Genomic DNA, 21,372 nt, shown 5'->3' on the forward strand with positions numbered 1-21,372 from the left:
CGCTGTTTAAGCTAATTCTTTTGTCATTTTTGCACCATGCTGACGAAGCAACTCTAAGGTTTGCTTTTCTTCAGCCAATGCTTCGGCCCAATTAATTTCGTCAAATTCACAATCAAAGAATAAATCACTAATGGAGGATAAAATGGTTAAGCCATCTTCATCTTTGGTGTTTGGATCAACTTTTTCATCCAATAAACGTTTGACCGCGGGCGCACATGCAGCACTTGCAGCATCCCAAAGTGGGCCATAAATTTCTTCTGTATCCCACAAATGCAAGTTTGCTTTGCCATGAATCAGTTGTTCTAAAATGTCTAAATGTACCGCTAGAGTCTGTTGTTTTTCTTGTTCTGACAGCGGTGCGCCTGCTTCATACGCTTCGCAAATCGCTTCCCACCATTTGAATAAGCCATCTGACCAGACAGAAATCACAGGTCCTTTTTCAGGATCGATAAAATTGAGACTTAACCCATCAGTCAATAGACGTTGAACTTGTTGAAGATCTAATTCTTCAAGTGCTTGCACGAAAGCTTGTTGTTGCGCGGTTAACATGGAGATGACGCTCTTCAATTCAGTTTATTCTATTATGCCGAATAAACGGGACATTTGTTATCCGTAATGTTGGATAAAAGTGAGTGCCCAGCATTAAAAAAGCCCCTGATTGAGGGGCTTTTTTTAAATTCGGTGAGGTTTAATCTTCCTCATCATCAACTAGGCCATCATCCTGATCTGCATATACAGGTTGGCCAGCACGTGGTTTATCATTTTTTTCAAAGGTATGTTCTAAACTACGTTTAAGGCGATCGATCGCGCCATGAATCGCAGTATCGACATTATGACCTTTATGATTTACAACCACGGGTTTTAAACCGGCTGGACGCGCTTCAATCATGCATTGAATGTCGTCATCTCCGCCTTTATGGCTATTGGCATCACTTAGATGCACTGAAAAGTGGGTAATGCGCTCACTGTGACGTTGAAATTCTTGATTCAGCTCTTCGCGTATATAACTAATTAAACGGTCACTATTTTGAATGTTTTTATCTGTACGGATTTCTATGTTCATAAAATAACATCCTCTCTCTTTCTTTATTCGACTCTTTTTTTGTACGAAGATTTTTATCTCTTGGCACACTTGTAACTTACTGTTTTAACAGTATTCGACCATCTTCAATTGCTTTGGAATGTAACCTCCATCGATTGAATGATGAACACTTTTGAGTCTGCAGATCTGTGTCCTTCTCCTTTGAATATCGGGCCTAACTGAAAATTATGCAAGTGATATTTTTAAAAAAATATGAAAAGGATACTTATTGTGACAAGCCCTTACTTGCATGGCTAAAAACAGATGGATTTGATTCCATCTTCTAACTATTCACGTGACTTCATTGGCTAGAATGAACAAAAAAATCTAATGATTATGACAACTTCAATTACGGCAGGAATGACTGCAAACATCGATCATTCATTCTTTGCAAACATCCCCAAATAAGTGCAAACCCTGTTCCATTCTAGGATTTTCCCGAGCTGTATCATGTCGATATTGCTAAATTTATTATTCAATCACCTAACATTTTTTCCAAAAAGGTCCATATCAAATTAAGTGTCATGCCTGAAAGGTAACATTAAACCATTTGGTAAAAAAAGTATAAAAAATGGCTCATTTTGATATCTATTTTTCATGATGTTCGTCAAATTTGGCTTTATTTTTGCTTAATAATCGGTATCCTGTATCCGATTTTTTGGGGAAATATTCATGAAACTGACTCAAATTGCTGCTTTCGTAGCATTATCTTCTGCTGCGGCAATTTCTCAAGCTGCGCCGATTTGGCAAGACTTTAGCATCACTGGTTTATATGGTGAAAACTATGCTCATCCTGTAAATATGGATGACAACAACCAGCAAACGACTGCAACTGTAGAATATACTGCTAAGTTAAAATATGGTGATTTTTTCGGCTTTGCTGACCGTGCTCATAATGACTTTGAAAACAGCACATATTTCGAGCTTTCTCCTCGTTTAAGCTTAAGCGCAGTGACAGGGACTAAATTAGAAGCTGGTCCAATCAAAGATATTTTAATTGCAGGAACATGGGAAGCGAACAGCTCTAACTACCCAGGTGCAGACTTCAATAACTACCTCTATGGTATTGGTTTTGATCTTGCTATTCCTTATTTCCAATATGCTCAGCTTAACTTCTACAAAGCAGACAATGAAAAAGGGACTACTGATGACTACCAAATGACTGCTGCCTACGGTATCCCAGTTAAACTTGGTTCAGAAGATTTTCTTATTGACGGCTTCCTTGACTGGTCAACAGGTGAAAATGCAACTCATGCAAGTGAGTTAAACTGGACAACTCAATGGAAATGGAATGTAGGTAAACACATTTCTCCAGATACACGTCTTTATGTGGGTGTTGAGCACTCAGTTTGGAACAACAAATACGCCATCAAAGGTTTAGACCAAAATGACGTAAGTGCATTAATCAAATACCACTTCTAATTCACTTTTGTGAATATCCAAAAGCAAGACTTCTGTCTTGCTTTTTTTTATGCAAAAGCAGCATGATACCCCTCCCAACGCATACAACCTTGCCCTCATGTCTTTTCTCATTCGTCCAGCTACTGAACACGATCTGCCCGCGATCCAAAATATTTATAATGCAGAAGTTTTACATGGCATGGCCACTTGGAATGAACATGCCTATGATTTAGCGCATTTCCAAAAACAACTACTACACTTTCAACAAAACCAATTTCCATTTTGCGTGGTGGAAGACCAAGAAACGCAGGCCATTGCAGGCTTTGCAGACTATGCCACCTTCCGTAATTTTTCAGGCTATCGTTATACCGTTGAGCACTCGATTTATATTTCACCCAACTATGCCCGCCAAGGCTTAGGCCAGCAGCTTTTAGCGTATTTGATTGAACAAGCAAAAATGCAGCACATGCATGTCATGGTTGCAGGAATTGACCACGCCAATCTGGCTTCAATTGCTTTACATGAAAAGTTTGGCTTTGTACAAACTGGCTATATGCCCCAAGTCGGACAGAAGTTTGGGCAATGGCGTGATCTGGTGTTGATGCAACTACTGTTAAATCAGTGAGGTCGGGACTAAATTGTCACTGGTTACGCTAATTACGGCATAGGTATGCTTGGCCGCATGTTCATAAAAGTTTCTCAGCTGAGCAAAGACTAAACTCAACTCGGCAAATTGCAATTCAATCGATTCGGTCTGGATGCCATGTTCCTGTTCTAAGCGTTTCAAACACGTGGTTTGCATATGTTTTTTAAAGTCATCGATATCCAGTTTTGCTAAAGCCTCTTGAACTTCAACCACACGAACCGCGGTGTTATAACGTACCTCTGTAAGTTGTTTTTGGCGCTCTGCCAAGTGATGCTCGGCTTGCACACTCAAAGCCAGTAACGAAGTGCCAGACTTAAAACTGCCTTGCAATAAGGTCTGTAAGATTTTCCAGTTTTTACCTAAAAGCAGATGTGACTCAATGTGCTCCGAATTCAGCACATCGTCGACAGAAATAGATTCTAAAATCAACATTTCCAAAGCATTGGGCGGAATACTTAATAATAATGTGTCCATATGGCTGCTCTTATTGTTGTTGCTTTCCATTAGCTTAACGCGTCTAAAAGCACACTGCTCAAACAATTTGTATGAGTAATTTTTCAGTTTCCATTATCCCTCTATCTTGAATAATTATGAGCCCCTAAAGATTGTCCCTTTACTTCGAATAGCTCCCTATGTTTTATTCAAAGCATAACGAAAATGGGATCAAATCATGCTTAAGTATCCATTCTTGATTGGACTTTTGACTGTAAGCACACTCGCTTCAGCAGATGACACCTTTGAACAAGAACTTCGCCAAGGTTGTGCTAAAGTCAAAACCTCTGCCAACTCTGGTAAGAAATTTTATGATCAAAAACAATATCAAAAAGCGTTAGAACAATTTCAGTATCAGGCGACGTGGTCTTCTTTTTGTTTAATCAATCAACCTGAAAGCGGTGTATCCCTCACTGAACGTGATGTCGAAATTGCCAACAACAATGTCGGTTTAAGTTATAGCAAGTTGGGGAAACCGCTTTGGGCCAGAGCATGGTTTTTGCGTGATGCTGAGTCTAAATCCAGTCAATTTAATTTAAAGCAACTGCCACCCCCTAAACAATCAGCAACACTGGCAGGCAAATATGTACAGTATGCAGGTTTTGGGCAGTGGAATCAGATTGAGGTAGAACCGCTTAAGAATGTATATCAAATTGAATTTAATGGTCTTTATATGGGACTACGCAGTCTCATCTATGGCCCCAATATTGGCGAATTTGAAACCACAATGCCGCTAAATCGAACTCAAGCGCAATATCAGGTCGATGACTGTAAAATTAATTTAAAGTTCGCCTTCGATCCCAAAATGGGACACACCATCCGTGTCAGCGAAACCAATAACATGAGCTGTGGTTTTGGGCACAATGTTTCGGCAGACGGTATATTTCTAAAAGTAGACTAAGATCACGATACAACATTCAATATTTTTCATCATTCTCCCCCTCTCCCTTTGGAAGAGGGGGAGAATAAAAAAGCTTAAATCGCTACCAATTCTCGAATACCTTTTGCAGGCATTTCACAGCCTGCCCCTTGCGCAATCACTTGTCCACGGGCCATGACGGTATATGCATCGGCCAGCTCCTCGGCAAAATCATAAAACTGCTCGACCAAAACCACCGCCATGTCGCCGCCATCCGCCAGTTTACGAATCACTCGGCCAATGTCTTTGATAATAGAAGGTTGAATGCCTTCTGTAGGCTCATCCAAAATCAATACCCGAGGCTCTGATGCTAAAGCACGCGCAATCGCCAGTTGCTGCTGCTGCCCACCCGATAAATCCCCACCTCGGCGGTGCTTCATTTCATCTAAAATTGGGAAAATTTCATACAAATGCTCAGGCACTCTTCGAGTTTTCGCTCCCTTAAACTTGGCCATGCCAATCAGGATATTTTCTTCGACAGTTAAGGTTGAAAAAATATCACGCCCTTGCGGCACATAAGCCAAACCTGCACGCACACGTTGCTCGGGACTCATTTTCGATATGTCCTGACCATCAAGTAGAATCTGTCCGGACTTGATCGGTAAAATCCCCATTAAACATTTCAGTAAAGTGGTTTTCCCTACGCCATTCCGCCCTAGCACCACGGAGCACTCTCCCACAGGGGCCTGAAATGAAACATCTCTTAAAATATGACTGCCACCGTAAAATTGATTGACGTCTTTGACTTCTAACATGGTCGTCTCCTTAACGTCCTAAATATTTCTCAATCACATCCTCATTGGCCTGTACCTCAGCCAATGTACCTTCGGCTAAGATCGCCCCTTGAGCCAGTACCGTCACTTTTTCACTGATGGTATCGATAAAACTCATGTCATGTTCAACCACTACCAAGGTGTGATTTTTCTTTAACTCTAAACATAGCTCAGCTGTTCGTTCCGTTTCGGCATCGGTCATACCGGCCACAGGTTCATCGAGTAGGATCAGCTTAGGACGTTGCATAAGCAACATGCCGATTTCCAACCATTGCTTTTGCCCATGTGACAACAGCCCCGCAGGTTTGTGTACCCATTCTTCGAGTCGTATTTGAGCCAAAGACTCATCCAAAGCCAGCTGTGCATCGGGGTCAAGTTTGCTAAAAAAGCTTTTCTTCACCCGCTTATCTTTTGGTGCAGCAAGCAGTAAGTTTTCCATCACGCTAAAGTTTTCAAATACCGTTGGTTTTTGAAATTTACGGCCAATGCCCGCTTCCGCAATTTGCTCGGTACTCATCTTGGCCAAATCATAGTTTTGCCCAAAAAAAGCGGAGCCTTCGGTCGGTTGGGTTTTGCCCGTAATCACATCCATTAGTGTGGTTTTACCTGCCCCATTGGGCCCAATGATGCAACGTAGCTCCCCTTCTTGGATGTACAGCGATAAATCATTTAAGGCACGAAAAGCATCAAACCAAACACTAACTTTTTCCAAGTACAATGCAATCCCATGACTGAAGTCGGCGCCTTGTTCTTTGGGACGTCCATAGCCGTCTGAAGCATGGCCACCATGAGGTTGTATTAGCTCACTCATTCGCTACGCTCCTTTTTAAAACGGTCAAACAGACCAATGACACCTTTGGGTAAAAAAATGGTGACCACAATAAACAAAGCACCCAAGATCAATAACCATGCTTCTGGATAAGCCACGGTGAAATAGATTTTCACGCCATTAATTAACCCTGCACCTAAAATTGGGCCAATCAAAGTCCCACGCCCACCCGCAGCCACCCACACCGCCATTTCAATCGAATTAACGGGGTTCATTTCACTCGGGTTAATAATGCCTGCTTGGGGCACATACAATGCTCCTGCAATACCTGCAATTACTGCGGACAGTACCCATGCAGAAAGCTTGTACCACAGCGTACGATAGCCCAAGTACTGCAAGCGGTTTTCACTGTCCCGAATCGCCCCCAGCACACGACCGTAGGGTTTATTCATGAGATGACGCAACCCTACAAAGCACAACATCAACACCAAAGCCGTTAAGGAACATAAGGTGGCACGCATGGGTGCAGACGTGATGTCCATGCCTAAAATGCTCTTAAAGCCAGTAAATCCATTGTTTCCGCCAAAGCCTGTTTCATTGCGGAAGAACAACAGTGCCGCAGCAAATGTCATGGCCTGCGTAATAATCGAGAAATACACGCCTTTAATTTTGGAGCGAAAGGCAAAGAAACCAAAGATGAAGGCCACCACACCAGGAACCAATACCACCAAGGCCAAAGCCCATAAGAAATGATTGCTACCCACCCAATACCACGGTAGTTCAGTCCAGCTTAAAAACCGCATAAAGTCAGGCAGACTGTCACCCGCTGTCTGACGCATCAGATACATACCAAACGCGTAGCCACCAAGGGCAAAGTACAAGCCATGGCCTAGGCTTAAAATGCCTGCATACCCCCAAACCAAGTCCAGCGCCAAAGCCACCAGAGCCAAACACATGATTTTGCCAATCAAGGTGACCCAATACGCAGAGAGATGAAAGGCTGAATCTACTGGTAGCAAATGCAACCAAGGCAGGATCAACATCACCGTAAAGCAGACCGCAATAGCGAACGCACTATAAGGTTTATCGGAAAATAAAGAAGTGATTTTCATGCGCTTACTCCACAAAACGGCCTTTGATGGCAAACAAACCTTGTGGACGTTTTTGAATAAACAAAATCACAAGAACCAGTAGAATAATTTTTGCAAGAACAGCCCCCATCCCAATTTCAAGGACTGTACCGCTGATCCCTAAACCAAGCGCCGCCAGTACCGCTCCCCAAACTTGCCCGACACCACCTACCACAACAACCAAGAAAGCATCGATAATGTAGTTCTGACCCAAATCAGGCCCAACATTGCCCACCTGTGCTAAAGCACAGCCTGCTAGACCAGCCAGCCCAGAACCCAGCCCAAAGGCCAACATATCGATACGGCTAGAGCGAATACCGACAGCACGTGCCATTTGACGGTTTTGTGTCACTGCACGAACAAACAGACCAAAGCGGGTTTTATTAAGCAGGTGAACCAACAGCAGTAGCACCGCAACCGTAAACACAATAATGGCAATCCGGTTATACGGCAGCATTAAACTTGGACTCAGCGCAATACCGCCCGATAACCAAGAAATATTCGAGACTTCAACATTTTGTGCGCCAAAAATCATCCGCACCAATTGCATCAAAATCAGACTGACCCCAAAAGTGGCCAACAAGGTTTCTAGCTGACGACCGTAAAGTGGACGAATCACCGTCCGTTCAATCAACATGCCAATTAAGGCGCTCACCAAAAAGGCCGCAGGAATTGCAGCAATCAAATACCAATCGACATAGCTACCCAAGTAGGTCTTAAACAGGCTTTGCACCACATAGGTGGTATAGGCCCCAATCATAATCAACTCACCATGCGCCATATTAATCACACCAAGCAGGCCATAAGTGATGGCCAACCCGAGCGCTGCTAGCAGTAAAATGCTGGCTGTACTGAAACCTGAAAACACATGCCCTACCCATTCACTGGCTTGGATGCGGGTTTTAATCTGACTTTTGGCATCCGCCAAAACAGCTTTGAGTTCTGGGTTCAAATTTGATTGAGTTAAAGCTTGCTCAACCAGTGCCAGCACCTCGGGACGGTTGGAATCGGTAAGGACTTTAGCAGCCTGAATTTGGACTAAAACATCTGGATTCTCAAAGTCAAGGCGCGCTTTGAGCTGTGCCAAGCGCTGTTTAACTTTATTATTTTGTTCATGCAGATAGAGCTGATTAATCTGCGCAACATTCAGTTCAGACAGATTATTTTCTAAAATATCAATGGCTGCTAAACGTTGAGAAAAATCTTCAGATTTTAATTTTGCTTGTGCCTGACCAAAGTTCAAAGCTTTACGTAAAGTGTTTACCAAAGTCACCTGAGACAAATCCACTGGCCAAGTTTCAATCACTTGCTCATCGGGATAACGCAATAATTTTTCATTATTTTTTAAAATATACGTCGTACCTGTACTGTCTTGATACAGCTCATCATTGTCGATCAGTGCCACCAGTCGATCAAATTCTTCAATCGTCCCCGGCCATTGGTTGAGCATGGCACGGCGCTCAGCAAACTCAGCTTTGACAAAACGTTGAATCGTATCATTCGATGCTGATACGCTTTGGGTCTGAGCAGAAAGTTGAGCCTCTTCAGCCCAAATACTGCTACTCACGAGCTGTGCCATTGCGCACAGCAGTGCGGCACAAAAAAATTTAAGATTCATAATATGACGTCCTTAAGCTTGCTTAAAACATCCCACATCGGGATGTGCTTACTGAAAAGCCCACAGCAATCGCAGCAGGCTCAACGCTTAAGAAAATTATTTAGGAATGTACGGACTCCAAGGTTCCGCCTTAATCACATTTGGTGTTTTATACACCACGTCAAACTGACCATCACCACGAATTTCACCAATCATCACAGGTTTTTGTAGATGATGATTTTCAGCATCCATTTTTAAGGTATAGCCTGATGGTGCTTTGAACTCTTGACCTGCCATCGCAACGCGAACTTTATCAACATCGGTACTGCCTGCCTTTTCAACCGCTTGCTTCCACATATTGATGCCCACATAGGTGGCTTCCATCGGATCATTGGTCACGATTTTGTCAGCATTCGGCAGCTTATACTGCACCGCATACTGCTTCATTTTATTCACAAATTCGGTGTTGGTTGGATTTTTCACCGACATGAAATAATTCCATGCAGCCAAATGTCCAACCAATGGTTTGGTGTCAATACCACGGAGTTCTTCTTCACCCACAGAGAAGGCCATGACAGGAATATCTGAAGCTTTAATGCCTTGGTTACCCAGCTCACGATAGAACGGCACGTTGGAGTCGCCATTGATGGTTGAAATTACCGCGGTTTTCTTACCCACAGCAAATTTCTTCACATTACCAACTATGGTTTGATAGTTACTATGACCGAAGGGGGTGTACTCTTCCATGATGTCCGCATCGGCCACACCTTTGGACTTCAAGAACGCACGTAGAATTTTATTGGTGGTGCGTGGGTAGACATAGTCCGTACCGAGTAGAACAAAGCGCTCTGCTTTACCACCCTCTTCGCTCATCAAATACTCCACCGCAGGAATCGCTTGTTGGTTCGGTGCAGCTCCTGTATAGAAAATATTTTTCGACTGTTCCTGCCCCTCATATTGCACGGGATAGAACAATAGACCATTCAATTCTTCTACCACAGGTAACACTGACTTACGCGATACCGATGTCCATGAACCAAAAATCACCGCGACTTTATCTTGGGTAATGAGTTGACGTGCTTTTTCAGCAAATAAAGGCCAATCAGATGCTGGGTCGACCACTACAGGTTCTAACTTTTTACCCAGTACCCCACCATTGGCATTAATTTCATTGATGGTCATCAATGCCGTATCTTTGAGTGAGGTTTCAGAAATTGCCATGGTGCCTGAGAGCGAGTGCAAAATTCCGACTTTGATGGTGTCACCACTGCTCACTGCTGCTGCTGGCTCAGATGTTGCTGTTTCCGCTTTCTCCGCAGGTTTTGAACAACCTGTCAAAGCAATAGTCCCCATCATTGCAGTTGCAAGGAATGTTTTAGTGAGTAATTTTTGTTGGAACATCTTGATTTTCTCCAAACTTGAAACTTAGGGTGCATTTTGCAATGCATGATTGTTATTCGCGCTATGAGTACCAATTCAATTTCTATGCCAAGCAAGGTTTTACGATGTGAAAATCATTGTAAAGTTTTTAATTATTTTAATATTTTTCAATCATTTATTAATTTCTAAATGCACTGTATTTTAGATAGATTTGCGCCCAGATGAATACTTTTCTGCATACAAACTTGTATACATCATTTGTTCCAAATCAATTCATTTCGCCTAATTCAATTGATTGACTGAAAAATTGTGCACAGATTAAGCGCAATCTTATGGCCCATCTGCGCAACAAAAAGCCCGCAATGTACGGGCTTTTTATTTTTAGATTAAAAGTGTTCGAATAACACAATTTATGCATTTAATGCAGAATCATATGCCTAGGTTGATTTAGTGATGTGTAATCTTCAAACCAATAATGTGGATCATTACCTTTCGTATATTTAACATTTTGTTCTTTATAATTTCCTTTAAACTTTTCAGCAAGGGTAACGTGTATTGAGCCTTGTTCAGGATAATCACAATGTGCATCACTGATTCGATTACCTAGTGCTAACTCATTGTCTAAAATTTTTTTCATCTCAGAATTTAATAAATTGGCATAATACAAAATTCTTTTTTTCCATTCGACACACCCTGCTAAGCTTAAGGCATGTAGTGTTTCATCATCCACATCAGCTTCACGCATTTCCTGTAATTCTTCTTCATTCATGCCCATATCATTTCGTATATTTTCCGCTAAATGTTTTTCTTGATATTCCATTTTTATTCTCTTAAAGCCAATTTAGTTTTTAGTCATCATAATAGATAAGCCCACTTTACGCAGGCTTATCAATATATTAAACCACCAACTCGGCCAAGTTACCTTTCTGCTCTAACCATTCTTTACGGTCACTGGAGCGTTTTTTTGCCAGTAATTTGTCCAATAAACCTGCGGTAAAATGACTGTCATCCAAGTCTAACTGCACCAAACGGCGTGTGTTTGGATCCAGCGTGGTTTCACGCAGTTGGCTGGCATTCATTTCACCCAAACCTTTAAATCGAGTAATTTGCGGGTTCTTGGTTTTGCATTTTTTCAACATGCTTTCAAGCTCGTCATCGTCCAAGGCATAGTGCACATCTTTTGCATCATCAATTCGATACAGCGGTGGCATCGCCACATACAGATGTCCTTCTTCAACCAAGATCGGAAAATGTTTCACAAACAAAGCACACAGCAACGTCGCAATGTGTAGACCATCCGAGTCAGCATCGGCCAAAATACAAATCTTGCCATAACGTAGTTCTGATAAATCATCCGACCCCGGATCGACCCCGATCGCAATGGCAATGTTATGCACTTCTTGCGAAGCCAAGACTTCATCGGAAGAGACTTCCCACGTATTTAAGATTTTCCCACGAATAGGCATGATCGCTTGGAAGTTTTTATCACGTGCCTGCTTGGCTGAACCACCTGCAGAATCCCCTTCCACAATGAACAGTTCAGACTCTTCTAAGGTATGCCCAACGCAGTCTGACAGTTTGCCGGGTAAAGTCGGCCCCGCCACAATTTTCTTACGTTCAACCTTTTTCGCAGCTTTCAGACGACGACCTGCTTTCGAGATCGCCATTTCCGCCAACTGCATGGCAATATCGGAGTTTTGGTTCAACCACAGTGCAAAAGCATCTTTAGCAATGTTTTGAACAATGCCTGACGCTTCACGGCTGGATAAACGCTCTTTGGTTTGGCCTGAAAACTGTGGCTCTTGGAACTTCAACGATAAAATATAGTTCACACCATCCCAAACATCTTCAGCCGACAGCTTCATATTGCGTGGCAGCAAATTACGCAGTTCACAAAACTCGCGCATCGCATCGGTCACGCCTGAACGTAAACCATTCACATGAGTCCCGCCCTGCGCCGTTGGAATCAAGTTCACATAGCTTTCTTGAACCAACTCGCCGCCATCGACATTCCAACAAATGGCAAATTCGGCACTGGCACGCTCAGCATCTCCTGTTGCCACAAAGGCTGGATGTGGCAGAATCTCACGATCCTCAATTTCATCCATCAAATAATCGACGAGGCCATTTTCAAACTGCCAAACAATTTTTTCGTCATTGATTTGGTCGACATAATTGATTTGCAAACCTGCCGCTAAAACGGCTTTGGCTTTTAAGTTGTGCTTCAGCGCTTTCAGAGCAAATTTCGGTGAATCAAAATATTTAGCTTCAGGCCAAAAGTGAACGGTGGTTCCTGTCGCACGCTTCGGAGCTTTACCTTCTAATACCACCAAGGGTGCAGTCGGTTCACCGTGCTCAAAGGCCATTTGGTAGAGGTTGCCTTGACGCTGAACTTCTACTTCGACTCGGCTAGATAAGGCATTCACCACGGAAATGCCTACGCCATGCAAACCACCTGAGAACTGGTAGTTGTCAGTACTGAACTTACCACCTGCATGCAGCTTGGTCAGAATGATCTCGATCCCGCTTTGGCCATATTCAGGATGAATATCGACAGGCATGCCGCGACCATTATCTTCGACTGAGAGTGAACCATCTTTATAAACGGTGACGGTAATTTTGTTGGCATGACCAGCCAGTGCCTCATCGACTGCATTATCAATAACCTCTTGCGCCAAATGGTTTGGGCGTGTGGTATCGGTATACATGCCGGGACGACGACGTACCGGATCTAAACCAGATAATACTTCAAGCGATTGAGCCGTATATTGAGACACGTTGTACTGTTTCCTTATTTTAAGCAGTCCGATAAAAACTGTAATGCCATCGGTATTTTGTCTGCGAAATCTTCCATCGCATGATTGCCTTGCGTTTCCGAGATCACAAGCGCTGCGCCATTATAATAGCGCTGTGCTTCACGATAATCCAAAACTTCATCGCCTTGTTGCAATAACACTAAAATTTTGTCTGCATCTTGCACAAATGGCAGCTCAATCTGTTCTAAATAGTCCAATTGCGCATCATCGAGCGTCCAATGTTCATTGACTCTATAGGGCAGTTGAGTCGCGCCAAATAGATCTCGGAACAAATGCCATGGTTGCATAGCTGGATTGATCAGCACAGCCGGCACTGCCAACTTCGCGACCAGTTGTGTCGCATAAAAGCCGCCTAAACTACTGCCCACCAGTACCACCTGATCCAGCTCCTGAATCAAGGCGGCCAATTTTTCTAAGGCCAAATGTGGCGGCATGTTCAAGTCTGGCAAATGCACGTGCCACTGTGGATGAGATTCGCAATAGCGTTTCAGCAATTGACCTTTAATCGATAAAGAACTGCTTTGAAAGCCATGTAAATAAATAATATTCATGCTGTACATTTACTCTTCTACATCATTTTTATTGAACTCAAAAGAGATGGCTTCAGCCGACTGTATTATTTTGTATGGATATAAAAATTGTCAGACAAAAAAATAAGGTCATCTGTGTATTCATCGCTATTGTAAAAGTTGTTCGAGATGAATTAGATAAGCTAGAGTGCTAAGAATTTATACCGTGATCGTTGAAAAAAATAAAGTCCCTTTGGACACAGAAACACAAGGGTAGAAAAAATGCCAAGTTTAACGCCTCTGCACGAGACCTATTGTAAATGGGATCGTACTCCTCCCAGCCAAGCCGACCTGCTTGAAGGGATTGCTCAGTTGGTGACAACCCGCTTAGGCGATGTCGTCCACGATTTAATTCAGGCCATTCAGCGTGAAATTTTAATCAGTCTATTTGGGATGAATGAAACCAGTTCCAAGAAGTTTCTGTCGACACGGTCAATTGAAAAAATTTACCAGTTTTCCTTCAATACCCTGCAAAACTACGGTAGCTATTTATTGGCACCAAGTTTGCGTCATATCATTGAAAAATTTCCAAATTTGCATCGCAAACCTTTAACCCCAACCATGCATTATTTAGTCGGTGCAATCAACGGCGTTTTGGGCGACTATTTACTGAAATACCATAACCCTGTGGCGCTACCGATGGTGTTTTATGATCATTACGGTGCTATCCAGCAAGGCGAATTGTCTGGTCGCGTGGTGATTATGGTCCACGGTCTATGCATGAACCATTTGTACTGGAGCACGGCGCGTTATGGCGGTATAGGGGAAAAACTGCTGGCGCAACGTGCACAAAATACCATGCTATATCTCAACTACAACACAGGTCGTCGTATTTCAGCCAATGGGCGTAGCTTTGCCAACTCATTACAAGACTTACTCAACCGCAACCCACGTATTAGCTCGATTGATCTGATTGGGCACAGTATGGGTGGACTGGTTTCGCGCAGTGCGCTGTTCTACGGCAAACAAAATATGCAAAGCTGGATTCATGTGGTGGAAAACATGGTCTGTATTGGTTCTCCTCATCATGGTGCGGCTTTAGAACGTTTTGGCTTTCATTTGCAGGACAAATTGGGACGTTTCCCTTTTGTCAAAATTATTGGACATATCGTCAACATTCGCAGCAACGGTATTTTAGACTTACGTCATGGCAGTGTACGGGACGATGACTGGGAACATAATGAAGCGCGTATTGGTCATGTTGATGACAACCGTAAACCAGCCCCTTTGCCCTCCCATATCAATACCTTCTTAGTGGCAGGTACGATTGAGTTTGAACATCGCAAATATCGTGCGCTCAATGTGATTGGGGATTACTTGGTCAGTGTGAAAAGTGCCTTAGGCGAGCATATGAATCCACGCTTTCAACTGAAAGTCCCCGATTCACATAAAGCCATTTTCTACGGCTTAAACCATTTTGAGCTACACACCCATGCCAGTGTTGCCGAACAAATCGTCAATTGGTTCTATCCAAATCCAACCGAAACGGAATATGGTCAAGTGCATGAATACATGATCGGGTTTGATGATTTGGAGGGCATTGCGCTCACCTAAACCACTGATACATCGAATAAAAAAGCCAACATCACGTTGGCTTTTTTTATCTTTATTATTTTTTCTGTGCGTGGCTTGGATATTTACGCAACAGTTGCCACAGGCTAATCAACGCCAGTGCCACAAAAAACACCAAAGACCACACAGGTAAAGACTGACCCAAGAAAGTCCAATCTACCAGTGCACATTCACCTGAACCCGTTAAGACTTGCTCAAACACAGCACGCAGCGGCAACGTGTCTAACCAATAATCCAAGCCTGGGCCACAGCTCGGCACTTGATCAGGCGGTAAGCTCTGTAACCAAACGTGACGTGCTGCCACACCGGCCGACCATAAGATCGAGAGACTGCCTAAAAATGCATAAAAGCGTTTAAAACCATTCGATGCTGGGTTATGCAAAAAGGCAATCAGCGAAATAATCCCCAGTCCAATCAGCCCCACACGTTGGAACACACAGAGTGGACATGGGTTTAACTGTAGCGGGCCATGCTCTAAATACAAGGCAAAGGCCATCCCAATGATACTGGCTAAAACCAAAACACCACTCACGAAGCGATAACTCCATTGCATGGTCAATCCTCTTAATTTTTTATCTAAATTGCGCAAGGTACTGTTCAAAACTCAGTTGACTGTCTTGCTCTAATTGCTGTTGTTGTTGCAGTGATTGCGTAGCTAAATCGTCAAAATAAGCCCATGTCTCTGCACTCAACTGATGACGCTCATAACTCGATGCATGTTGTGCAGCCATTTGGCTACCAAAGCCCCATGTCCCACCCGCTTCCAAAGTATCTTCGATCATCTGCGCCGACAAAGTATCATCAACTTCAGCGACTCTCTGTTGCATGACTGTCATCGCTTTGCTATAGAGTGTGGTGTCATAGCACTGATCTAATAATACAACCAATTCTTGCATCGCCTCTAAATGAGACTGACTCCATGCTTCAATCGGGAACGATTGCTCACCCACAACAATTGCAGCATTCGGTGCACGACCACGATTGACCACTTCCGCTTGGTTTTTCTCGATTTGATCTTGCTCTTCAGCTAATAAATCTGGGCTATCCAGCAGTAAGCAATACAGCGCCAGCACTTCTAAGAAACCTGCGGTATCTTCATTGATCCCAATTGGGCTATATGGGTTCACATCCACCGCACGCAGTTCCACATAACCGACACCACGATTGCTCAGCGCTTGTGATGGCGTTTCACCTGCTTGCGGTACTTGCTTTGGACGCACCAAACTGTAGTACTCATTTTCAATTTGCAAGACATGATCATTAATCTGAATCGGTTCGCCCTGCGCATCATTGAGGCCTAAGCGACTAAACGGCGCATAAGCGGTTTTGACTGCCTTTTGTAGGCCTTCGAGATAACCATCGATATTGTTGTAATGAATCCCGAGCTGCTTTTGTGCTGAGTTTTGATAACCAAAACGTCCCATGCGTAAAGCAGTTGCATAAGGTAAATACAAGGTCCCGCGCAGCAATGGCAACAGATGATGTTCACGCCCTGTCATAAAACACTGGCAGACCGATGGACTTGCCCCGACCAAGAACATGACCAACGGCGTAAGGCGAATAAAGTTGCGGATCAAACCAAAATAGCGGTGACTACGATAGTCTTGTGCAGATAAGGCTTTTAGTGCTTCATCTGTTTCATGTTGTTGTAATTGTTCAAATAGCTGATCAGGAAAAGATAAGTTATAGTGTAAACCTGAAATGGTTTGCATACGGCGACCATAACGTACCCCTAAACCATGACGGTATAAGGTCTTGAACTTCCCGATATTTGAGCTGCCATATTGGGCTAAGCGAATTTTATCGTCATTGTCATCCAACATACATGGCATCGACAGCGGCCAGAGCTTTTCACCATGTTCCAGATGACGATGCGCCACGCTATGAATGTCTTTTAAATAGTGCAACGCCTCGGTAATGCTGGGCTGGGGCGGCGTAATAAATTCTAATAAAGCTTCCGAATAATCCGTCGTGATATGTGGATGAGTCAGCGCAGAACCCAAAGCTTGCGGATGATCGGCTTGTGATAAAAAACCATCACTTTGCATGCGCAGACTTTCACGCTCAATCCCGCGTAACATCCCTTGCAAAAGTGATGAATTGACCCAAGTCGGTAACACAGCTGTAGATTTAGATGCGGGTTGACCCATTACAATCTCACTTTTTGGAAGAAACAATTACAACGACGAATAAAATAAAATCATCAGTTTATATCAGTATAACGTGATTTTAATTCGGCACATTACACCCAGTCCTATTTTCAAGTAAACCATCTGTTCTATTTTTTCGGAAAATATTTATCACAAAGTTACGCTATTAGACATGTCAAAAGTGTGATTGTATTGAAGAATAAATGCTAAAGAATTGTAAACTTTATGAATTATCAAGAAATTTTAGATTTTTGGTTCGATCCCAAAAACCAAAGCTGGTGGTTTAGCCAAAATGATGCGTTCGATGCACTCATCGAAGAAAAATTTAAGACAATTCATCAACAAGCTGCGCATGCAGAGCTATGGTCTTGGCGCAGTAGTGCTGAAGGGCGTTTGGCTGAAATTATTGTGCTCGACCAACTGTCGAGAAACCTGTATCGCAACAGTTCTTTGGCCTTTGCTCAGGACGCTTTGGCCTTGGCTTTAGCACAAGAAGCCATCACGCTAAAACTGGATGCAGCACTGCCACCCATACAACGTAGTTTTTTATATATGCCCTTTATGCATAGTGAATCGAAACTTATTCATCAATATGCTTTAAAATTGTTCGAAGACTTAGGCAATCCGATTAACCTCGATTTTGAACAGCGTCACAAAGTGATTATCGATCGTTTTGGACGCTATCCGCACCGGAACCAAGTCCTTGGCCGCAACTCAAGCCAAGAAGAACTGGATTTTTTGACTCAGCCCAACAGTCATTTTTAACTGTTCGGCTTCTCCCTGTGTGCTAAGGAGTCTATCTCATGAAGAAAATTTTAATCGCCTGTGCACTGGCGGCGGGTCTGAGTTTAGTAGGCTGTGCCTCTACCCCCTCAAAGCCCTTAACCTTCGACCAGTTAGGTCGGTTTAGTAATACGCCATTAAACACCTCGACTTATCGCATCAGCTTCCAAGCGCGCCCAAATATGAGCTATGGCACGGCTGAAGAAATTACCTTGGTCAAAGCCGCGCAAACTACGGTGCAAAATGGTTATCGCTTCTTTAAAGTACTGAATGACCCGAGCAACCAAAACCAACCACCAAGGCAGGCCGTGGTGTATTCAAACCCAATGCCTTATTATCCATATGGTTATTATTCTCGCCATCCAGCCTTTTGGCCTGATCCGTTCTACGATGTACCACGTGTAGTCGACATTGACCCCGTGCAAGTGTCATACAGCATTCAATGCTTTAAAGACCAAAAATCGGCACCAAGCGATGCCTTTGATGCCACGCTGATTTTAAAATCGCTGGGTGGAAAATACGGTTTGAGTCCAACTGGTGAAGTGCTCCCACCGCCCGAACCCAGCAGTCCAGCGTCGACCAGTAAATAAAGCATAGAGCCTGCCTATGAATGAACCTCAAGCCGTCCCATCGAGTCTGAAACGCAGTAAACGCTTTGCCACCATTGCCTTGATCACGGCAGTGGTGACATGGCTGCTGCTGATGGTCGTGGCCAAGTTTGTCCCCACAGACAATGTTTGGATCATTCATATTTTAATGTTATCCGCAGAAGCAGGTGTGGTCGGCGGCTTGGCTGACTGGTATGCCATTACTGTGCTGTTCCGTAATCCCTTTGGAAAAATGCCGATTCCAAAGTTTTTACGCGATCACACCGAAATTATTCCTCGTAACAAAGACCGTATTGCAGAGTCTATGGGCCGCTTTGTACAAGAGAACTTTCTTTCTCCACAAGTGGTGGAAAAAAGCCTGCAAAGTACCGACCTGTCTTTGGCGGTTGGCCAATGGCTTGCCAACCCACAAAACAATCTGCAAGTCACCCAAGTCATTCAACAAACTGTGCCTAAAGTCTTTGAGTTTGTGGGCCAAGAACAAATCGGGCGCTTTATTCAAAGTAACAGCGTGCAGTGGGTGCGTAACACTCAGGTCAATCATTTGGCCAGTGAAATGCTTCGTGCAGTGCTAGAAAATGATTTCCATCAAGATGTATTACAACGCGGACTCGACTTGGCGCATGACTGGATGACCCAACATCCTGAACAAAGTCGTGAGTTGACCCGAACCTTGTTCAAAGAACTCGGGGTTTGGAAACTGGCCAAAGGGGCCAGTTGGATAGGCATCGATGTGCAGCAAAGAACCATCGACTCTCTCATTCAACGAGTCGAGTCGATGTTGGCCGATCCTGAGCATCCGTGGCGTCAAAAGATTGAAGAGATAGGGCACGCGCTCATGCTCGAACTGGCAGACACAGACAGTAAAGCCAGCCAGCGTTTAAACCAAACCAAAGATGCCCTGCTAGATAGCCCACAAGTGCTGAATTTTATTAGCGGTGCAGTGGTCATTTTATGTGATGCCATTAAGCAAGACTTACAAAAACCAGACTCTGGCATTGCTCACAACATCCGTGTATCCATTCAACAAATCGGGGAAAACATCATCTCCAATCAAGCCGTCAGAGACTTACTTAATCAACGCCTCAGCGGCATTGCGGTCAATCTCAGCGACCAATACAGTGAAAAAGTCATTCGTTTTATCAGTGAACGTATTCACGAATGGGACTCCAGTGTGATGATTGATAAGATCGAAAATGAAGTCGGTGGCGACTTGCATATGATTCGGGTCAATGGTGTGGTGGTCGGTGCATTTATTGGCTTAGCACTGGGGATTATTCGCGCGGCAGTTGAACAACTCTTATAAAAGCAATCCACAAAAATGCATGCTTCACCCCTGCCCTACATGCAAAATTTGCATAAGTAAAAGGGGATGAATATGCTATTTTGGGCTGATATTTAGACACTTTTAAGCATTCATGATTCAGTTGCCTTCATCTAAACTGCCTGCACAAGGCGTCACTATTTTCAGCACCATGACTGCCATGGCACAGCGCTTAAATGCCCTAAATCTATCCCAAGGTTTTCCAGACTTCGAAGCCCCTGCTGAACTGCTGGATGCTTTAGCACAGGCCACTCAAAGTGGTTTCAATCAGTATGCTCCAGGCGATGGAGTCTGGTTATTACGCGAGCAACTGGCGCAGCAATTTGCACAACGCGATCAGATTCAGCTCGACCCGATGACTGAAATTACCATCACTCCGGGCGCAACCATTGGCCTTTTTGCCACCATTCAAGCCGTAGTCCATGCGGATGATGAAGTCATCATTTTTGACCCCAGTTATGACAGCTATGCGCCAAGTGTGGCTTTGGTCGGGGGTAAAGCCATTCATATTGCGCTCCAACCCCCACATTTTTCGGTCGATTGGGAGCAGGTCAAATCAGCCATCACGGCCAAAACCAAACTGATCATTATCAACACACCACATAACCCAAGTGGTGCTATTTGGAGCAAGCAAGATTGGCTCACCCTAATTGAACTGATTCGCGACACCAATATTTTAGTCCTGTCCGATGAAGTCTATGAACATCTGGTATTTGATGGTCAACGTCACTATTCGGCTTTGTCTTTTCCTGAACTGCGTGAGCGCAGTGTGGTGGTGGGTTCCTTTGGCAAAACTTTTCATGTGACGGGTTGGAAAACGGGCTACTGCGTTGCTACACCTGCGCTGATGCAACTGTTCCGTCAGGTCTATCAGTTTGCCAACTTCTGCGGAGTGACCCCTGTACAACTGGCTTTGGCCAATTATATGCAGCAACATCCTGAGCATATTCAAAACCTAGCGGGCTTTTATCAAGCAAAACGCGATCGTTTTATTGAGGGTTTAACCGGCTCACGCTTTCAATGGCTGCCTTCGCAAGGCACTTACTTTCAAAATGTCGACTACAGCCGCATTCGTCCCGATTTAAACGATGTTGAATTTTGCCGCTTTCTGGCAGAGCAGCATGGCATTGTTGGCATTCCTGTTTCGGTGTTTTATCAGCAGGCACCAGAGGCTTTGCGCATGATTCGTTTTTGCTTTGCAAAGACCGATCAAACCTTGGCTCAGGCAGCTGAAATTTTACAAAGCGTTTAAACCTTTTTCAGCTTTGCTTTTGCACAAGAACAGGCTTCGCTTACTGAAATACATCGGCTTTTCAACACTGAACTATGCTAGGGTAAGCCTTAGAAATGTAATAAAAATAA

At 43.7% G+C, this 21,372-nt stretch carries 21 protein-coding genes and 1 pseudogene; 9 read left to right on the plus strand and 13 right to left on the minus strand.

What is annotated here, in order from left to right:
* Positions 1–6: 6 nt before the first annotated feature.
* Together F946_RS01790 and F946_RS01795 are read right to left on the minus strand one after the other, a co-directional pair.
* A complete protein-coding gene (locus F946_RS01790) occupies positions 7–549 on the minus strand; it encodes a hypothetical protein (RefSeq protein ID WP_004978318.1) in 543 nt (180 codons plus the stop codon).
* Between the two features lie 139 nt (positions 550–688).
* Positions 689–1,063, minus strand: coding sequence for an HPF/RaiA family ribosome-associated protein (locus tag F946_RS01795; RefSeq protein WP_004691760.1), 375 nt, complete (start codon positions 1,061–1,063; stop codon positions 689–691).
* 330 nt (positions 1,064–1,393) lie between these two features.
* Between F946_RS01795 and F946_RS17350 the strand changes: the two are divergent.
* The 3 genes and pseudogenes from F946_RS17350 to F946_RS01805 all read left to right on the plus strand — a co-directional run.
* Positions 1,394–1,600 (plus strand): annotated as a pseudogene (locus F946_RS17350) (purine permease); the annotation flags it as partial.
* Positions 1,601–1,753: 153 nt separating this feature from the next.
* Positions 1,754–2,503, plus strand: coding sequence for an outer membrane protein OmpK (locus F946_RS01800; RefSeq protein ID WP_004978320.1), 750 nt, complete (start codon positions 1,754–1,756; stop codon positions 2,501–2,503).
* Positions 2,504–2,552: 49 nt separating this feature from the next.
* On the plus strand, positions 2,553–3,107 hold the full coding sequence (locus F946_RS01805; RefSeq protein ID WP_004978322.1) for a GNAT family N-acetyltransferase: 555 nt from the start codon (positions 2,553–2,555) through the stop codon (positions 3,105–3,107).
* On the opposite strand, the gene F946_RS01810 is transcribed toward F946_RS01805, so the two are convergent.
* Positions 3,096–3,602, minus strand: a complete 507-nt coding sequence (locus F946_RS01810; protein ID WP_004978323.1) for a DUF1877 family protein — start codon at positions 3,600–3,602, stop codon at positions 3,096–3,098. The two genes, F946_RS01805 and F946_RS01810, sit on opposite strands and share 12 nt — an antisense overlap.
* A 196-nt stretch (positions 3,603–3,798) precedes the next feature.
* Here F946_RS01810 and F946_RS01815 point away from each other — a divergent pair, with 196 nt between their 5' ends.
* Positions 3,799–4,521, plus strand: coding sequence for a hypothetical protein (locus F946_RS01815; protein WP_004978325.1), 723 nt, complete (start codon positions 3,799–3,801; stop codon positions 4,519–4,521).
* A gap of 74 nt (positions 4,522–4,595) precedes the next feature.
* Here the strand turns inward: F946_RS01815 and urtE are convergent, their stop codons facing one another.
* From urtE to F946_RS01855, 8 genes are all read right to left on the minus strand, one after another.
* Complete coding sequence (gene urtE, locus F946_RS01820; RefSeq protein ID WP_004978326.1) at positions 4,596–5,294, minus strand: urea ABC transporter ATP-binding subunit UrtE; 699 nt, start codon at positions 5,292–5,294, stop codon at positions 4,596–4,598.
* Positions 5,295–5,304: 10 nt separating this feature from the next.
* Positions 5,305–6,123: an urea ABC transporter ATP-binding protein UrtD gene (gene urtD / locus F946_RS01825; protein WP_004978328.1), complete on the minus strand. Its 819-nt coding sequence runs from the start codon at positions 6,121–6,123 to the stop codon at positions 5,305–5,307.
* Positions 6,120–7,193 carry an urea ABC transporter permease subunit UrtC gene (gene urtC / locus F946_RS01830; protein WP_004978330.1) on the minus strand — a complete coding sequence of 358 codons (1,074 nt, stop codon included), beginning with the start codon at positions 7,191–7,193 and terminating at the stop codon, positions 6,120–6,122. Before urtC ends, urtD begins: the two co-directional genes overlap by 4 nt.
* Before the next feature lie 4 nt (positions 7,194–7,197).
* Positions 7,198–8,829 (minus strand): urea ABC transporter permease subunit UrtB, encoded by a 1,632-nt coding sequence (gene urtB / locus F946_RS01835; RefSeq protein ID WP_004978332.1) that lies wholly within the window; start codon positions 8,827–8,829, stop codon positions 7,198–7,200.
* Positions 8,830–8,925: 96 nt separating this feature from the next.
* Positions 8,926–10,209, minus strand: a complete 1,284-nt coding sequence (urtA, locus tag F946_RS01840; protein WP_004978334.1) for an urea ABC transporter substrate-binding protein — start codon at positions 10,207–10,209, stop codon at positions 8,926–8,928.
* Positions 10,210–10,606: 397 nt separating this feature from the next.
* Complete coding sequence (locus tag F946_RS01845; protein ID WP_004978336.1) at positions 10,607–11,008, minus strand: hypothetical protein; 402 nt, start codon at positions 11,006–11,008, stop codon at positions 10,607–10,609.
* A gap of 76 nt (positions 11,009–11,084) precedes the next feature.
* Complete coding sequence (parE, locus tag F946_RS01850; RefSeq protein ID WP_004978337.1) at positions 11,085–12,965, minus strand: DNA topoisomerase IV subunit B; 1,881 nt, start codon at positions 12,963–12,965, stop codon at positions 11,085–11,087.
* A gap of 14 nt (positions 12,966–12,979) precedes the next feature.
* Positions 12,980–13,555, minus strand: a complete 576-nt coding sequence (locus F946_RS01855) for a YqiA/YcfP family alpha/beta fold hydrolase (RefSeq protein WP_004978340.1) — start codon at positions 13,553–13,555, stop codon at positions 12,980–12,982.
* 240 nt (positions 13,556–13,795) lie between these two features.
* On the opposite strand from F946_RS01855, the gene F946_RS01860 reads away from it, so the two are divergent.
* Positions 13,796–15,127, plus strand: a complete 1,332-nt coding sequence (locus F946_RS01860; RefSeq protein WP_004978342.1) for a PGAP1-like alpha/beta domain-containing protein — start codon at positions 13,796–13,798, stop codon at positions 15,125–15,127.
* 55 nt (positions 15,128–15,182) lie between these two features.
* Here the strand turns inward: F946_RS01860 and F946_RS01865 are convergent, their stop codons facing one another.
* Both F946_RS01865 and gshA read right to left on the minus strand, forming a co-directional pair.
* A complete protein-coding gene (locus F946_RS01865; protein ID WP_004978345.1) occupies positions 15,183–15,698 on the minus strand; it encodes a disulfide bond formation protein B in 516 nt (171 codons plus the stop codon).
* Between the two features lie 19 nt (positions 15,699–15,717).
* Positions 15,718–17,295, minus strand: a complete 1,578-nt coding sequence (gene gshA / locus F946_RS01870) for a glutamate--cysteine ligase (protein WP_004978346.1) — start codon at positions 17,293–17,295, stop codon at positions 15,718–15,720.
* Between the two features lie 225 nt (positions 17,296–17,520).
* Between gshA and F946_RS01875 the strand changes: the two genes are divergently transcribed.
* The 4 genes from F946_RS01875 (at position 17,521) to F946_RS01890 (ending at position 21,262) form a co-directional block, all read left to right on the plus strand.
* Complete coding sequence (locus F946_RS01875; protein ID WP_004978349.1) at positions 17,521–18,060, plus strand: DUF924 family protein; 540 nt, start codon at positions 17,521–17,523, stop codon at positions 18,058–18,060.
* Positions 18,061–18,098: 38 nt separating this feature from the next.
* The gene (locus tag F946_RS01880; RefSeq protein ID WP_004978352.1) at positions 18,099–18,668 is read left to right on the plus strand and encodes a CC0125/CC1285 family lipoprotein; all 570 of its coding nucleotides are present in this window, start codon (positions 18,099–18,101) and stop codon (positions 18,666–18,668) included.
* 16 nt (positions 18,669–18,684) lie between these two features.
* Positions 18,685–19,992, plus strand: coding sequence for a DUF445 domain-containing protein (locus F946_RS01885; protein WP_004978355.1), 1,308 nt, complete (start codon positions 18,685–18,687; stop codon positions 19,990–19,992).
* Between the two features lie 112 nt (positions 19,993–20,104).
* Positions 20,105–21,262 carry a methionine aminotransferase gene (locus tag F946_RS01890; RefSeq protein WP_004978358.1) on the plus strand — a complete coding sequence of 386 codons (1,158 nt, stop codon included), beginning with the start codon at positions 20,105–20,107 and terminating at the stop codon, positions 21,260–21,262.
* The last annotated feature ends 110 nt before the right edge of the window (positions 21,263–21,372 follow it).

It is taken from the genome of Acinetobacter johnsonii ANC 3681, from assembly GCF_000368805.1.
In the GTDB taxonomy this organism is placed as follows: domain Bacteria; phylum Pseudomonadota; class Gammaproteobacteria; order Pseudomonadales; family Moraxellaceae; genus Acinetobacter; species Acinetobacter johnsonii.

What these genes read in the sequence shown, in the direction of transcription:
- gshA (WP_004978346.1), bottom strand. Translation starts at nt 17,295, where the DNA reads ATGGGTCAACCCGCATCTAAATCTACAGCTGTGTTACCGACTTGGGTC.
- urtB (WP_004978332.1), bottom strand. Translation starts at nt 8,829, where the DNA reads ATGAATCTTAAATTTTTTTGTGCCGCACTGCTGTGCGCAATGGCACAG.
- F946_RS01810 (WP_004978323.1), bottom strand. Translation starts at nt 3,602, where the DNA reads ATGGACACATTATTATTAAGTATTCCGCCCAATGCTTTGGAAATGTTG.
- F946_RS01805 (WP_004978322.1), top strand. Translation starts at nt 2,553, where the DNA reads ATGCAAAAGCAGCATGATACCCCTCCCAACGCATACAACCTTGCCCTC.
- F946_RS01845 (WP_004978336.1), bottom strand. Translation starts at nt 11,008, where the DNA reads ATGGAATATCAAGAAAAACATTTAGCGGAAAATATACGAAATGATATG.
- F946_RS01800 (WP_004978320.1), top strand. Translation starts at nt 1,754, where the DNA reads ATGAAACTGACTCAAATTGCTGCTTTCGTAGCATTATCTTCTGCTGCG.
- F946_RS01860 (WP_004978342.1), top strand. Translation starts at nt 13,796, where the DNA reads ATGCCAAGTTTAACGCCTCTGCACGAGACCTATTGTAAATGGGATCGT.
- F946_RS01875 (WP_004978349.1), top strand. Translation starts at nt 17,521, where the DNA reads ATGAATTATCAAGAAATTTTAGATTTTTGGTTCGATCCCAAAAACCAA.
- urtA (WP_004978334.1), bottom strand. Translation starts at nt 10,209, where the DNA reads ATGTTCCAACAAAAATTACTCACTAAAACATTCCTTGCAACTGCAATG.
- F946_RS01815 (WP_004978325.1), top strand. Translation starts at nt 3,799, where the DNA reads ATGCTTAAGTATCCATTCTTGATTGGACTTTTGACTGTAAGCACACTC.
- urtD (WP_004978328.1), bottom strand. Translation starts at nt 6,123, where the DNA reads ATGAGTGAGCTAATACAACCTCATGGTGGCCATGCTTCAGACGGCTAT.
- F946_RS01790 (WP_004978318.1), bottom strand. Translation starts at nt 549, where the DNA reads ATGTTAACCGCGCAACAACAAGCTTTCGTGCAAGCACTTGAAGAATTA.
- F946_RS01855 (WP_004978340.1), bottom strand. Translation starts at nt 13,555, where the DNA reads ATGAATATTATTTATTTACATGGCTTTCAAAGCAGTTCTTTATCGATT.
- F946_RS01865 (WP_004978345.1), bottom strand. Translation starts at nt 15,698, where the DNA reads ATGCAATGGAGTTATCGCTTCGTGAGTGGTGTTTTGGTTTTAGCCAGT.
- F946_RS01880 (WP_004978352.1), top strand. Translation starts at nt 18,099, where the DNA reads ATGAAGAAAATTTTAATCGCCTGTGCACTGGCGGCGGGTCTGAGTTTA.
- F946_RS01795 (WP_004691760.1), bottom strand. Translation starts at nt 1,063, where the DNA reads ATGAACATAGAAATCCGTACAGATAAAAACATTCAAAATAGTGACCGT.
- F946_RS01885 (WP_004978355.1), top strand. Translation starts at nt 18,685, where the DNA reads ATGAATGAACCTCAAGCCGTCCCATCGAGTCTGAAACGCAGTAAACGC.
- urtE (WP_004978326.1), bottom strand. Translation starts at nt 5,294, where the DNA reads ATGTTAGAAGTCAAAGACGTCAATCAATTTTACGGTGGCAGTCATATT.
- urtC (WP_004978330.1), bottom strand. Translation starts at nt 7,193, where the DNA reads ATGAAAATCACTTCTTTATTTTCCGATAAACCTTATAGTGCGTTCGCT.
- F946_RS01890 (WP_004978358.1), top strand. Translation starts at nt 20,105, where the DNA reads ATGATTCAGTTGCCTTCATCTAAACTGCCTGCACAAGGCGTCACTATT.